The 13,443-nt window shown below is 65.8% G+C and carries 10 protein-coding genes; 7 read left to right on the forward strand and 3 right to left on the reverse strand.

Features of this window, described 5'->3' with window-relative positions:
* Nucleotides 1-163: 163 nt before the first annotated feature.
* Nucleotides 164-2,740: a bifunctional lysylphosphatidylglycerol flippase/synthetase MprF gene (locus tag AC1DD3_RS06400; protein ID WP_230118906.1), complete on the reverse strand. Its 2,577-nt coding sequence runs from the start codon at nucleotides 2,738-2,740 to the stop codon at nucleotides 164-166.
* A 162-nt stretch (nucleotides 2,741-2,902) separates the two neighbouring features.
* Nucleotides 2,903-3,964: an SLAC1 family transporter gene (locus tag AC1DD3_RS06405; protein ID WP_230118905.1), complete on the reverse strand. Its 1,062-nt coding sequence runs from the start codon at nucleotides 3,962-3,964 to the stop codon at nucleotides 2,903-2,905.
* 169 nt (nucleotides 3,965-4,133) lie between these two features.
* On the opposite strand from AC1DD3_RS06405, the gene AC1DD3_RS06410 reads away from it, so the two are divergent.
* Nucleotides 4,134-4,637, forward strand: coding sequence for a winged helix-turn-helix transcriptional regulator (locus tag AC1DD3_RS06410; protein WP_230118904.1), 504 nt, complete (start codon nucleotides 4,134-4,136; stop codon nucleotides 4,635-4,637).
* Between the two features lie 61 nt (nucleotides 4,638-4,698).
* On the opposite strand, the gene AC1DD3_RS06415 is transcribed toward AC1DD3_RS06410, so the two are convergent.
* Nucleotides 4,699-5,958 (reverse strand): multicopper oxidase domain-containing protein, encoded by a 1,260-nt coding sequence (locus AC1DD3_RS06415; RefSeq protein WP_230118903.1) that lies wholly within the window; start codon nucleotides 5,956-5,958, stop codon nucleotides 4,699-4,701.
* Between the two features lie 351 nt (nucleotides 5,959-6,309).
* On the opposite strand from AC1DD3_RS06415, the gene AC1DD3_RS06420 reads away from it, so the two are divergent.
* From AC1DD3_RS06420 to AC1DD3_RS06445, 6 genes are all read left to right on the forward strand, one after another.
* Nucleotides 6,310-8,013 carry a hypothetical protein gene (locus tag AC1DD3_RS06420; protein WP_230118902.1) on the forward strand — a complete coding sequence of 568 codons (1,704 nt, stop codon included), beginning with the start codon at nucleotides 6,310-6,312 and terminating at the stop codon, nucleotides 8,011-8,013.
* Nucleotides 8,014-8,405: 392 nt separating this feature from the next.
* Complete coding sequence (locus tag AC1DD3_RS06425; protein ID WP_230118901.1) at nucleotides 8,406-8,615, forward strand: hypothetical protein; 210 nt, start codon at nucleotides 8,406-8,408, stop codon at nucleotides 8,613-8,615.
* 158 nt (nucleotides 8,616-8,773) lie between these two features.
* A complete protein-coding gene (locus tag AC1DD3_RS06430; RefSeq protein WP_476881220.1) occupies nucleotides 8,774-10,501 on the forward strand; it encodes a multicopper oxidase family protein in 1,728 nt (575 codons plus the stop codon).
* A 135-nt stretch (nucleotides 10,502-10,636) separates the two neighbouring features.
* Complete coding sequence (locus tag AC1DD3_RS06435) at nucleotides 10,637-11,506, forward strand: SGNH/GDSL hydrolase family protein (protein ID WP_230118912.1); 870 nt, start codon at nucleotides 10,637-10,639, stop codon at nucleotides 11,504-11,506.
* A 46-nt stretch (nucleotides 11,507-11,552) separates the two neighbouring features.
* Entirely contained in the window at nucleotides 11,553-12,398 is an 846-nt protein-coding gene (locus tag AC1DD3_RS06440) for an alpha/beta fold hydrolase (protein ID WP_230118899.1), read from the forward strand.
* 123 nt (nucleotides 12,399-12,521) lie between these two features.
* On the forward strand, nucleotides 12,522-13,427 hold the full coding sequence (locus AC1DD3_RS06445; protein WP_230118898.1) for an SGNH/GDSL hydrolase family protein: 906 nt from the start codon (nucleotides 12,522-12,524) through the stop codon (nucleotides 13,425-13,427).
* Nucleotides 13,428-13,443 lie beyond the last annotated feature (16 nt).

Genomic DNA, 13,443 nt, shown 5'->3' on the forward strand with positions numbered 1-13,443 from the left:
GTACTCCCCAAGCGGTCAAACACCGCGAAAAATGCATCCTTCTGATCCTGCGAGTACCACCCGGATCCTGATGAATCACCGCTTAAACGAACCACGGTCGTTGCAACTCCCAAAAGTCGGGGTGTTGCAACGACCGCTAGAACCCAAGCTTTCTCCGTGGGGCTTAAGTGTTCGTTCGGGCTCGGCGGCGGAGGAGCCCTCTCGCCAGGGTGAGGCCTTGGCCCACGTTGATCGAGGGGAGGTAGGCCCGGGTGACCGCATTGGCGATGGCAGGCAGTGCGGCCGCGTCGGGGAAGAGCATGTACATCGGGATGTAGCTCGGCTTGAACTTCGACTTGAACGCCAGCAGGGACCTGAATCCATAGACGGGCTCCAGGGATGCGCCCAGCCAGTCGAGAAGGCGGTCCAACGCCCCGGCGGTTTCCGGCGCCAGGTGCGGAAAACGCGGGTCATGGGGTGGCCGGGCCAGAGGCGCTCCGGAGAGGCTCATGAAGTCGTAGCCTTCGTCCTGGAAGCCCAGCGCCGCCGAGGCGATGAGGAAGTCGATGCTTGCACGGAAGCCGTCGCTGCGCCGGCGCATGAAATCCAGGGTCCAGCCGATCACGTGGCCGTTCCGGTAGACGGGCAGCCAAGACGCGACGGCATGGACCGTGTGATGGGCGTCGACGGCGATCAGGCAACGGACTTCGGGGTCGTCCAGCTCGTCCAGGCTGCCGAGGGTGAAGCCCATTTCCGGGACTTTCTTGTCGGCCACCCATTCCTCGGAGATGGCCTGGATCTGGCCCTGGACCGAGATCGGTGCGGCAGAGTAGGTGGTCCACTCGGCGCGGATGCCTGCCTTGGCCGCGTTGTTCATGGCCGTGCGGATGTCCTGGAACTTCTTGCCCCGGAAGGACACGGCATGGAGGTGCAGCACGGTCTCCTGAGCAACCTGCACGGATCCCCATCCCAGGGCGGAGGCGTGGCTGCGCATTTCCTGAGCCACGAAGTAGAAGCACGGCGTCCACCCGCTGAGCCGGCAGTGGCGGGTGAACTCGGCGAAGGAGGACTCCCGGTCAGGCTGGGGACCCACCGGGGCACCGAGCGCCAAGGCCACCCCGGCAATCACCCGGTAGGCGACGAAGCTGTCGCCGGAGGAGGAGAACCAGTAGCTGTTGCCGGCCCAGGTGGTCTGCCAGGACAGCGAGCCGCCACCGTGCGCCTTGAGAATGGCCCGGGCGCGGTCCTCGTCCGCACTGTGCTGACCGTGCGCCGGGCGGAGGAAAGTCCGCAGCAGCAGGACCCCGGCCACCGCCCAGAACACCACGCCCACGCCTTCGTAGAGCAGCACGGCCGCGGTGCTCTGGGGAAAGATCGCGGGGGACAGGTCCACCAGGAAGCCCAGCGGCAGGAACCGGTCCGGGACGTCCTTGACCAGTTCGGCCAGCCCGGGGGCGGGCGTAAAGCCGGACGCCAAAGCCAGGCCAGCGCCGACGTAGACCGCGCCAAGGAGGGCCGCGGTGACAAATAGGCGGCGGCCCAGCCGGCGGTACGTTCCGGGCGGGGCGGACACTAAGAAAAGCTTCCGGCCCGCCAGCAGGAGGACGGCGAGGAGCACGGGGACCAGCATGGGCAAGACGAGGCTGAGCGGGTGCAGGCCACCGGAGGTCCCAGCCGCGCGGATCCCTTCGCCGGCCGCGGTTTCCGGTACGTCCGGCAGCAGGACCCGTGCAACGGTAAACCCGGCCAGGACGGACAGGGTTGCCTGGATGAGCAGCACCGCGGCCCAGGCGAAGCGCCGTCCGCGCCGGAGCCCGTCCGCGAGCAGCAGCAGGAGGAAGGACGGAAGGATGGACATGAAGATTCCGCCCGCGCCGGCCCGCAGCTGCAGCTGGGCGGCGGCGCATTCCTTGACCTGCGCGGGCCCGGAACACAACACGGCAAGGGTCTGCGGGTCCACCGGCTGGATGTTCGTGAACAGGAAGCGCAGCACCGAGAGCGGACCCACGGCGTGCGGGGCCAGGCCGGCCACCACGGGGCCGATGGCTGCCACCGCAACCAGCAGTGCCACGAGGACGCGGGCTTCGTGCCGGGACACGGCAGGGCGGCCGAGCCGCGGCCGCCGCCCCAGCAGCAAGGGACCCAAAAGCGCACCGGCAAAGGCAGCCCCGAGCCGGACCAGGTCCTCGAGGCCGCCGGCGAAGAGGGCGAACAGCATCAGGGTGGCAATGATGACCACCCGGACGCGGCGCCGCCACAGCGTGGGAATGGCGGCGGTTGCGGCCATGGCAGCGCCGCAGGCCATGGCACTCGGCCCCATGAAGAAATGCCCGCCCATGTCCCGGGTCCAGTTCCCCATCAGGCCTTGGGCCGCGGCCAGGAATCCCAGCGCGGCGCCGACTCCCAAAACCTGGGCGGCGAGTGCCGCCGCCGCCAACTTCAGGCTGCCAAGCCGGCGCTCCAGGGGCAGGCCCACGAGCAGCACCAGGAGTGTGCCCAGCACGTACCCGGTGAGTTCGCGCTCCCAGAACGCGGACGCCAGCACCGCCCACCACGGACCAGCCAAGGAGTGGACGCTGGCCGCCACATGGGGCTGCAGGGCAGCAGAGGGTCCGGAGAGAAGACTGGAGGAGAAAGCGCCCAGGGCCCAGAAGACCACCACGAACCCGAGCGTGGTAGGGGCGCCGCGCAGTAAGGCGACCCATCCGCGCGGCGTCCGGAGGTCGAATGGCAGCCAAGGGCCCTTTTCCGGCTGCGGCATGGGTGGCGGGACTCCTTTTAGTGACGGCCCTTCGATTCTTCCACATGCCGTCACAGCGCACGGTGCCGGGGAGGCGTCCGCCGCTGCCCGCCGTCGTAACGCATTCCGATCAGGGCCGCGGAGCTCGGATTGGTGTTTCCGGGTACGTCGCGGATGGTCGGTCTAGACGAGGGTCGCAGCCTGGTTCCCGCGTTTTGCCGACTTTCCGGCTATGGCTGCCGCGGTGCTGCGGACCGCGATGGCCATGACGAATGCTGTTGCGAGGGCCAGGATGGTCCAGGCATAGATTTCCCGGCCAGGAAGGCTTGATGCCGCGAACCAGCGGACGGCGTAGTTTGCCGTGGTGGCGACGGGGAAAGTGAAGACCCAAAACAGGGGACTGAAGGGCAGCTTGCGGTAGTCGCCTATGAGCATTACCTGCATAAGAAGCATCATGACGAGCACTCCGGTGAGGCCCAGCTGCACGGCTCCCATGGGTCCTGGGTGTGAAACCATCCAGGCAACGCTGGCTGTGGCTGGCGCCGCAAGGTATGCCGACAGGCCGGTCTTGGCCGATGGCGGAAGCGCCTCTGCGGTCATCAGCCGGACCGTGACAACGGTCCCCACGACCAGCCAGAAGAACGCGCCGATGCCGAACGCGGCCAGGGCGGCGTCGTGGGCGTGCACGCTCGAAAACCCGATGCTTGCCACGAAGGATCCGGCCACTACCGGCAGGAAGTAGCCCGGATGGATGGATTGCATGGACACTCCGCCAGTGACCCAGTGGGCGAAGAGTTGGGCTGCGACGACCGCGAGGGCGGCTATGAAGGCAACACAAACCCACCTGCCCAGCCCGGGAAAATACTCGCTGTAGTGGGCTGATAGCAGGATCCCCAGCAGTGGAATGAATGACGCAAACGGGCCGGCTACCTGGTGCTTCAGATCGGTCCGGAAGGCTCCTTTGCGCCTGAGCCCGCGCAGTACGTAGATCGCGGTCAGGATGAGCCAGATGGTGCTGGCTGCTCCGTAGAGAATATCCTCCGGCCAGGACGGCGATCCGAGGCTGGTCCGGGCTGCCGACCATGCGGCGCCGAGGCCGGCAAGGCCCAGCGGTATGCCGAACAGGCTCAATGGCAGCATGCCCGAAGGGGCGGCGGGGGAAGGCACGGCAGCTGCAGGAGCGGCAGCCGAAGGGGCAGCCGATTCTGCCGGTACCGGCTCAGTCCTGATGTCGGTCACCGTCATGGCGTACTCCTCGAAGCTGGTTTCTTGGTGGATGGAAAGAGCGCTGTGCGGTGAACGGCAGAGGGTTGGTTTGTTCCGTTGCAAGGCGTAAGCTCACCGTACAAGCTTTCTTTAAGAAAGTAAATGAACTTGCTTTAGGAAAGTAAATTGGACTTTGGAAGGACTCCTGATGCCTCGCACGAGCTGGTCAGACGACAACTGCCCCATCGCCCGGGCCGCGGACGTGCTGGGGGATCCGTGGTCTCTGCTGGTGCTGCGGGAGGTGTTCATGGGCAACAACCGCTTCGACGGCATCAAGAAGGAGCTGAGAGTCGCTGATAACGTCCTCAGCGAACGGCTCCGGCGCCTGATCGATGCGGCCGTTCTGACGGCCGAGCCCTACAGCGCGGGAACCCGCCCCCGGAAGGAGTACCGCCTCACGGCGGCCGGGACGGACGCGCTGCCCGTCCTGCATGCGCTCACCGTGTGGGCCCAGAGGCACACTCAGTCGCCGAGTGGAAAATCGCTGCGCATTATCTGCACAACCTGCGGGACCGACTCCGTCTCCGGTGCCTGGTGCCAGACATGCGGTGCCGCAATCACGGTCGCCAACACCGCATGGGACCACCCGAAATCCCCCGGCAACTTCATCGAGCTGGCTAGTGCTGGCGCTCGCAGCCAGCACAACAACTGACGCTGGGCAAAAGAAGGCCCTCGTTCAGAAGTATCTGAACGAGGGCCTTCTGAAGAGGAGGCTAGTGCCCCGCGTGGGCGGCGGCGTCGGGCGCCGTCTGGGTGGTTCCGCCGACTGAGCCGTCCTCGTTGAGAACGCGGTAGCGGGTGAGCATGCCGGCGCTGATGTGGTCGTTGACGTGGCAGTGGAAGAGCCAGGTTCCCACGTCGTCCGGGACCATGTCAGCCACCACCATGCTGGCCGGCAGGAGGTTGACGACGTCGGTGCGCATGCCCAGCGCCGTCACCGTGTTGCCGTGCCAGTGCGGCGTGTGCAGGTCAACTTCGGTGCCCATGCCCATGAGGTACCAGCGGACGTGTTCGCCCTTGCGCATAGTCATCGACTCCAGCGGCTGGTTGCCGTAGACGTAGCCGTTGATCGAATGCATCAGGTTGCTCTCGCCGAAGTCCTCGTCGTCGGTTTTGACCGTGGCGGGCTTGCCGGCGTACTTGTCGATGTTCCGCTGCAGGTAGGGGCTGGAGTTCTCGTCGCTGACCTTGAACTGGAGGAAGAACTCGCGGTCCACGTCGTTCGGGGTTCCGTCGGCGCGGGCGGCGCTGGCCTTGGTGATGACCATGGGGCCCACCAGGCCGGAGTAGTCGTCCGCCACCTCGTCGGTGTGGGAGTGGTACATCCACATCACGGAGCTGCCGTCCATGGGCCCGGGGCCGGCGCGCTCGGGCACCTCGTAGCTGTAGCTGTAGGTGCTGCCGGGGGCCACGCCGTCGTCAACTTTGGCGGCCGCGCCGGTGCCGTCGTTGTACGGCGCGCCTTCGCTGCTCTTGTCGTAGAACACACCGTGGACGTGGACCGACGCCGGCCGGTCCAGGTTGTTTTTGAAGACCACCTTGATGGTGTCCCCCACGACGCCGCGGATCACCGGGCCCTGGAAGCCCAGGTGCTGTTCTGCCGGCGTGCGCTGCTTGAGGGTCTTGAACGATGAGTCGGTGTACTCCTGGTACAGCGACTTGATGTAGGTGCTGCCGATCCGCTGCGGCCCCTGCTTGGTGAACACCTGCGCGGCCTCGTCGAACGGCTCACCGGTGATCTGGTTCTTGCCGGTGGGCGCATAGTTCCATTGCACCTCGTCGGCTCCGATATAGTACGTGCGGGTCTGCGGCACGTAATTGCTGGCGGCGTTGGCTTTCACCGCTGCCGGCCCGGTGGCATAGAGCCCCGGCGCCACCACAGCCAGAATCGCCAGCAGGATGATTACAAGACCCCACCAGGGCGAGACGGACAAGAAGCCGCGCCCCCTCACAACAAATCCATGGTTGCCCATGTCGTTCCTCCCCGTGAACGTTGGATTTTTGGCTGGCCGGATGCGGCCCAGCCCGAATAGGAGCACGCTAGGTCCGCCCAGTTGTGAATACCTTGGGGGAGCCAAGGCGGGTGGGGCGGTCACCACCCGTGTGGGGCGTCTGCCGGAAATCCGCAGGGTTTTTACAAGGGGAGGTCCCGATAGTTGGCAGCAGCAACCACTTGGAAGCCTTTGCTCCCCGGCAAAAAGTCATAAGCCTCGCACGCTTACACGCAAGTCACCCACCCTCATGAGCGCAGAGATCCAGGAGTGAACTCCCTCTGCTTCCCACAGTCCTGAATATGGATACCGGCATCTCCGAGAGGACCAGCCATGAGGACCCTTCCAGTAAGTCCCCCAACGCTTCGTAAAGTCACCATCCTTGCCGCCGCGGCCGCCCTGGTTGCGACAGGTGGAGCGGGTGCTGCCCTGGCAAAGGGCGGCGGCACTGCCAAGCCGCCGAAGGGCATCGTTTCCCCCTGGGTGGTGCCGACCCTGGCCACGCCAGGATCGGCCGCCCAGGCCCGCGGCTTCGACGACACCGGCTTTGCCAGCAAAGCCACTGTCAACCCAGACAACACTTCGTGTCCCACTGTGACGGATCCGGCCTATTACGGCGGCACCGTGACCATCAACGGCATTCTCATCACCATTCCGTGCAACCTGGTGGTCCAGATGCCGGCCAACACGCTGACCTGGGCAGACTTCGTCCATGGTACGGGCGGCACTGCCCCGCTCGGCGTTGACGGCCTGGAGCTGCGGGCGGTTGGCAATATTGTGGGATCACGCCACATAGCAGGCCTGGCTTTCGTCTCCCAGCAGTCGGCAAACAGCGGCCGGGGTGAAATCACCGGCATCGACTACGCCAACGGTGCGCTGAAAGTGGCTGACGCCGCGGGCGGCACCGTGACTGTGCAGCTGAACGACCCCAAAATTCCTAACCTGAACGGCACCGCGGCGGGGACCGGCCGGTTCAGCAACGGCCAGTCGCCTGACTTCCGCTTCAGCGTTGATCAGGACAACCCCACCATCCACGCCGCCACGGGCTACCCCATGTGCATCCCGCGGACGGATCCCGCCGTCAAGGATGACCCCCTGTGCCCGCAGCGGAACCGGCCCCTGGCACCCACGCCGTCCAACATCCTTATCCCTGCCTGCCGAAACTTCAGCGTTGCCGGTGTTGTCCCGCCAGCCAGCGGAGAGCTCAGCCCTGCGGCCGCCGGCCAGAAGTACTGCTCGCAGTATGTGATGCCGGTGCCGGGCGTCAGCACCACCGCCCCGGATGCCAACCAGCAGGCTCCCTTCGAAATCGGTGACATGGTGGACTACTCCGGAACCCTCATCCACGGGACGCCGGACTACATCTCCGCGCACACGGTCGAGGCGAATCTCGGGATCTACACCCAGCCCGGCACCCAGCCCAGCTACCTGGCGATCGGCGAATTCGGCGTGGGTACCGCAGACCCCCTGGCCACCGCACCCAACGGTGTGGCACAGGAGACCCAGGACAGGATCTTCCTGGAATCCGAAACCACCGACGTCAAGACTCCGGTGGACATCTACTACGAGGACCGCAAATCCGACGGTTCGGTCTTCAACCGGTGGATCACGCCGTTTGAAATGACCGGAGAGAATGGAGTCCCGCTCACCGGACCGACCGGCGGCATCACGACGCAAAACACCGGCCCCCAGCCGCAGCGGGCCCGGCTCCGTGCCACCAAGGCGCCCACCGGCCTCCTTAGCCAGCCGGACCGGACTGTCCGCGTCGGCGTGCGCACCTTGTGCATGCCCACACCCGTCAACACCACCACAACCACCATCAACCAGGCTTCCCTGGATAGCTGCTTCAAGAACGCCCCCACTAAGGCCAACGGGCTTCAGCCCGGGCAGTACATCGCCCCGGTCTTCGAGTACATCTTCCCGGAGAACGTGAAGCCGGGAGACGTGATCGTGCCGAACGACCTGTACCACCTGCCGTTCCTGGTCAGCGGTGAAGGCGCCAACAATGCCGGCGCTCTGGAGCCCTCCCCGTGGTAGGGGGCTAGGCAGACGGCGGCAGTGCGGTCTGAGTGAACGCGCACCCCAGCCTGTGGCGGGGACTCGCTTCGGCGGTCCTCGCCACGGGCGTGCTCGCCGGCTGCACCCAGGCACCTTTGGTGCCGACGGGCCTGCCGGCCCCTTCAGCTGGAAGTACACCGGCAGGAAGTACTGCGGCAGGAAGTACGACGGCGGCCGGGTCACCGAGCGCTTCGGCCGGGACAGCTGCTGTAGGGCCTAGCCTGCCTCCGTCGGGGGCGAACGCCCGCGGCCGCCACGGCGGCGGGGGAGCCGACGGCGCGGCCGGTCCAGACCGTTCCGCGCCCTCACTGCCCGCCGACTGGCCGGCGGCAGTTCACTTGCCACCCGGTCAGCTCCAGGGATCAACGGGCGTGTCACCCCACTGGAGCGTCATGCTGCTGGTCCCTGGCGGCGCTGACGCGGCTCTCGCCGGTGCCGTCGGGTTCTACGAGGCCAACGGGTTCAAGAGCGAAGGCGTCGCCCAGCTGCACCGCGGAACCTACCGGATCGTCATGGTGGCCATGAACCGCGACCACTCTGCCACGGACACCAACGTCACGATCGCCCTCAACCTGGGGTGAATGCACGAAGAGTGCCCCACCTCGACCTTGCAGCGGGGTGACCCAATCTGGGGGAATGTTGCTGCCGGCAACGGTGAACCTTCCAAGTTTTTCCACACCCGCGTGTCGCATGCTGGTTCGCGAAACGACACTCGCATCCCAAATCTTTGGAGGACCTCATGGCAACAACACGACGGGACGTGCTGAAGCTGAGCATCATGGGCGGCGCTGTTGCCCTCACCGGGACCAACGGGGGCGTCGCCCTCGCCGGTGTGCCGGCAAAGGGCGGCACAGACGCCGCAACCACGCCCATCAGCACGCCGAGCCGGCTCGCGGCGAAGAACATGCCGATTCCCTTCGCCCAGGCGTTCCGCCGGCCGCCGGAGCTGATCCCCTATGAGCAGGGCTGGGATCCGGACGGCCAGCCGTTCGAAAAGTACTGCCTCACCCAGAAGACGGGGACAGCCCAGATCGCCCGGGGCCTGAACACCACCCTTGCCGGCTACAACGGAGTCTTCCCGGGCCCGTCCATCCGGGTCGAGCAGGGCACCCGCACCGAACTGCGGATCAGCAACCGGCTTTCCACGAAGGGCCTCCTGTATCCCGATCCGTCCAACACGGTCACGCACCTGCACGGCTCGGCTTCGCTGCCGCAGTACGACGGCTACGCCAATGACCGCACCGCCCCCGGCAAGGTAAAGAACTACCACTACCCCAACTGGCAGGCAGCCCGGACGCTCTGGTACCACGACCACAACCACATGCTCACCGCCCAGGGCGTGTACTCCGGACTGGCCGCGTACTACTCCATCACCAACGAGCAGGAGCGGGAGCAGCTGCCGCAGGGCGAGTTCGACGTGCCGATCCTGGTCTCTGACGTGATGCTGAACGCGGACGGTTCCCTCGGCTACAACGACAACGGCCATGCCGGGCTGTGGGGCGACATCGTGATGGTCAACGGCGTGCCGTGGCCCACCATGAAGGTCAAGCCCCAGATTTACCGGTTCCGGTTCCTGGTGGGCTCGATTACCCGGTCCTACCGGTTCGCCCTGTCCAATAATGCTCCTTTCTACGTGGTGGGCACCGACGCCGGGATGACGCCGAAGGTCCAGGCGGTCTCATCCTGGCGGCAGGGCACTGCCGAACGGGTCGAGGTGCTGATCGACTTCCGGAAGTACAAGGCCGGGCAGACCGTGGAGCTCAAGAACCTGAGCAACAAGAACAACGTGAACTTCGCCAACACCGGCAAGGTCATGAAGTTCCAGGTGGTGGAGGATTCGCCGTCGCTGATGCCCGGGTCCCATTCCATCGGTTCGATCCCTTCCAGCCTGGACCCGGGCGAGCATCCCACCAAGGACAGCGGAGGCCTGGACCCGATGTCGCTGACCCCCGATATGGCCGTGGCCAAGAGGATCCTGCGGGTTCAGCGCCAGGGCGGGGAGTGGACCATCAACGGCGAGACCTGGGATGACGTGGAGAGGTCCAACTTCACCCGCTGCTTCGCCAACCCGCAGCGCATGCAGGTGGAGCAGTGGACCATCGTCAATGAATCAGGCGGTTGGTTCCACCCGGTCCACATCCACCTGATCGACGGCAAGATCATCGGCCGGAACACGAACGGCGGCAAGCCGTTCGCCTGGGAGGGCGGTCCGAAGGACGTGTTCTACGCGGGGGAGAACGAGTCCGTCACGGTCCTGATGCAGTTCGACACGGGCAAGCACGAGGGCGGCCGCTACATGGTCCATTGCCACAACCTGGTGCACGAGGACCACGACATGATGGTCCAGTTCGCCGTGGGCGATCTCAAGAACAACGATCCCATCAATGCCGACATGCCCGTCGGAGAGACAGAGGTCGAGGGGCACTACGCGTCGAACTACAAGGCCGCCTACCCGGCGGGCACCTGACACTAGACACAGGACACAGCCATGCACCGTCCTTTCAAGAAGTACGACGCCGGTTCGGTCACCTCCCAAGGTGACGGGGCCGGCGTCGTCCGTCCTTCCCTGACGGAAGCGGGCGTCGGGGCGGGACCTGCGGGGATGAACGCCGCCGGCTTCGGCCTTGAGACGCGCGGTTCCGTTGAGGGGATCACGGCCCAGCACCCGTGGAGCAGGTTCGTGGCCATGGGGGATTCGTTCACCGAAGGGGTGGGGGATCCGGAGCCGCGCAGCCCGGGCGGACTGCGGGGCTGGGCGGACCGCGTGGCGGAAGAGCTGAGCGTGGGTCACGACGATTTCGCGTACGCCAATCTGGCGGTTCGTGGCCTGCTGCTGGAGCAGATCCTGGACCAGCAGACGGAGCCCGCCCTGGCCCTGAAACCGGACTTGATCGCCGTGTCAGGCGGCGGGAACGACCTCGTCTTCCACGGCAGCGATCCTGACAAGCTGGCCGCCAAACTGGATGCCGGCGTGGAGCTGCTGAGTACCACGGGAGCCACGATCGTGCTGTTCACGGGGCCGGACTGGGGTGGGACCCCGGTAATAGGACACAACCGGGCCAAGGTGGCCATCCTCAACGAGAACATCCGGACCATCGCCCACCGGCACGATGCTGTGATCGCTGACCTGTGGGCATTGCGGGAGCTGACCGACGCCCGGATGTGGGACCCGGACCGGCTGCATTTCTCCCCGCTGGGCTACCACACCATCGCCATGATGGTGCTGGACACGCTGAACGTCGCGCACACGCTGCATCCCCTGCGGCCCAAGATCCTGCCGGACAGCAGCTGGCGCCACGCCCGGGCCGAGGACCTCGTCTGGGCACGGAAATACCTGTTCCCCTGGGTGCTGCGGCGCATCATGCACGAGACGGAGGAACAGCTGCGGGCGAAGCGGCCTCTGGCGGGCCCGGTTTTTGGTGCGGGGATGCCGCCGGGAACGTTCATCGGGACGAACCCACAGGACCACTGATACGGAGGCGTCCAATTCCTTGCCTCTACCGCCCTTCAATGCCAGTGTGAAATTTGTCAGAATCCTCATCGACCCCCACAGTCGGCTGCAGACGTCCGGCACCGAAGAACAGGAACTGCAAATGATCGAACACCAGACCTCGGCCGACGGCACGAAGATCGCCTTCGAGCGGACAGGTGAAGGACCAGCCCTGATCATCATCGGTGGCGCATTGAACAGCCGACGTTCGGCCGACATGCTCGTGCCCCTGCTGGCACCGCACTTCACCGTCTACGCGTATGACCGGCGGGGACGGGGCGACAGCACGGACACGCCGCCCTACAGTTCGGACCGAGAAATAGAGGACCTGACGGCTCTCATCGATGCCGCGGGCGGATCGGCCTACACCTATGGCCACTCTTCGGGTGCCATCCTGGCGCTTGAAGCTGCGGCCACCGGGGCACCCATTTCCAAACTGGCTGCCTATGAGCCGCCGTATCTGACCACGCAGGCCCCTCACGAACCTTGGGAAGCCTTCCGGGACCGGGTCCAGGCGGCGGTGGATGCGGGAGACCGCGGAGCCGCCGTCGAACTGTTTATCCGCCACACCGGTTCTGACTTCGACGAAGGAATGACGAGCATGCCGTGGTGGCCTGCCCTCCTCGGCGTTGCGCACACCTTGCCCTATGACCTCACGCTCACGAGGGACGGCAGCGTCCCTGCCGACAAGCTGTCGGCCATTCAGATCCCTACGCTGGGGATCTACGGGGGTGCGAGCCCGTCCTGGGCGGGGGCCGCCATCAACGCCGTCGCCGCAGCCGTTCCCGGAATGAAGCAGGAAAAGCTGGATGGCCAGAACCACGCCGTCGCGAACGAGGCTGTTGCCCCTGTGCTGATCAACTTCTTCAGTTAGACTCCAGCCCGCCTTCTGCAAATTTCCCCGGTCTTTTGGAATGCATCAGGAAACGAAAGCGTTACTTCAGTAACGCCCCGACGTGCTGGGGAGCCTGCGGGCGGCGAGGGAGAGGATAAGGCGATGGACGCCGTCGGCCGCTTTGAACTCAGCTCGGGCCGCAATGGAGCAGCCCCGCACCCGTGGAGCCGGTATGTGGCTTTGGGGGACTCGTTCACGGAGGGGATCGGTGATCCCGAAGAGCGCAGCCCGGGCGGTTGGCGCGGCTGGGCTGACCGTGTGGCGGAGGAACTGAGCGTTGACCATGAGGATTTTGCCTACGCGAACTTGGCCGTGCGCGGTTTGCTGCTGCAGGAAATCCTGGACCGGCAGCTGGCGCAGGCGCTGAGGCTGAAGCCGGATCTGATCACCCTGTCGGCCGGCGGAAATGACATGGTGTTCCACAGGAGCAATCCGGACAAGCTCGCTGCCAGGCTGGACGCGGGCGTCGAGCTGCTGAAGACCACCGGAGCCACCATTGTGCTCTTCACCGGGCCGGACTGGTGGCACACTCCCGTGCTGAGCCGGAACAGGGCCAAGGTAGCGATCTTCAACGAGAATATCCACGCGATCGCCGCCCGGCACGACTGCGTGGTGGCTGATCTGTGGGCTCTGCGGGAGCTCCGGGATCCCCTGATGTGGGATCCCGACCGGCTGCACTTCTCGCCGCTGGGGTACCACACCATTGCCATCATGGTGTTGAATTCCCTGAACGTAGCCCATTCGCTTCAGCCCCTGGAGCCCCGGGAGCTGCCGGAAAGGAGCTGGCGGGAGGCAGGAGCCGGCGACCTGGTCTGGGCCAGGACCTACTTCCTGCCGTGGGTCGTGCGGCAAATCCGGCACCAGACGGCGGAAGAGCTGCGGGCGAAGCGGCCGCAGGCTGCGCCGGTGTTCCGTGCCGGAATCCAGTCGCAGCTGCACCGGATACCGCCGGCAAGCCTCGCCACCGGCACGGAGCCCGGCTACCAGGCCCGGCTGAAGCAGGCGTAAGTCTCTGGGCGGGAGC

The organism is Arthrobacter sp. 05T444 (assembly GCF_056395905.1).

Excerpts from the sequence above, each read along its gene's own strand:
- AC1DD3_RS06400 (WP_230118906.1), bottom strand. The coding sequence starts at position 2,740 with ATGCCGCAGCCGGAAAAGGGCCCTTGGCTGCCATTCGACCTCCGGACG.
- AC1DD3_RS06420 (WP_230118902.1), top strand. The coding sequence starts at position 6,310 with ATGAGGACCCTTCCAGTAAGTCCCCCAACGCTTCGTAAAGTCACCATC.
- AC1DD3_RS06430 (WP_476881220.1), top strand. The coding sequence starts at position 8,774 with ATGGCAACAACACGACGGGACGTGCTGAAGCTGAGCATCATGGGCGGC.
- AC1DD3_RS06435 (WP_230118912.1), top strand. The coding sequence starts at position 10,637 with ATGAACGCCGCCGGCTTCGGCCTTGAGACGCGCGGTTCCGTTGAGGGG.
- AC1DD3_RS06410 (WP_230118904.1), top strand. The coding sequence starts at position 4,134 with ATGCCTCGCACGAGCTGGTCAGACGACAACTGCCCCATCGCCCGGGCC.
- AC1DD3_RS06445 (WP_230118898.1), top strand. The coding sequence starts at position 12,522 with ATGGACGCCGTCGGCCGCTTTGAACTCAGCTCGGGCCGCAATGGAGCA.
- AC1DD3_RS06415 (WP_230118903.1), bottom strand. The coding sequence starts at position 5,958 with ATGGGCAACCATGGATTTGTTGTGAGGGGGCGCGGCTTCTTGTCCGTC.
- AC1DD3_RS06405 (WP_230118905.1), bottom strand. The coding sequence starts at position 3,964 with ATGACGGTGACCGACATCAGGACTGAGCCGGTACCGGCAGAATCGGCT.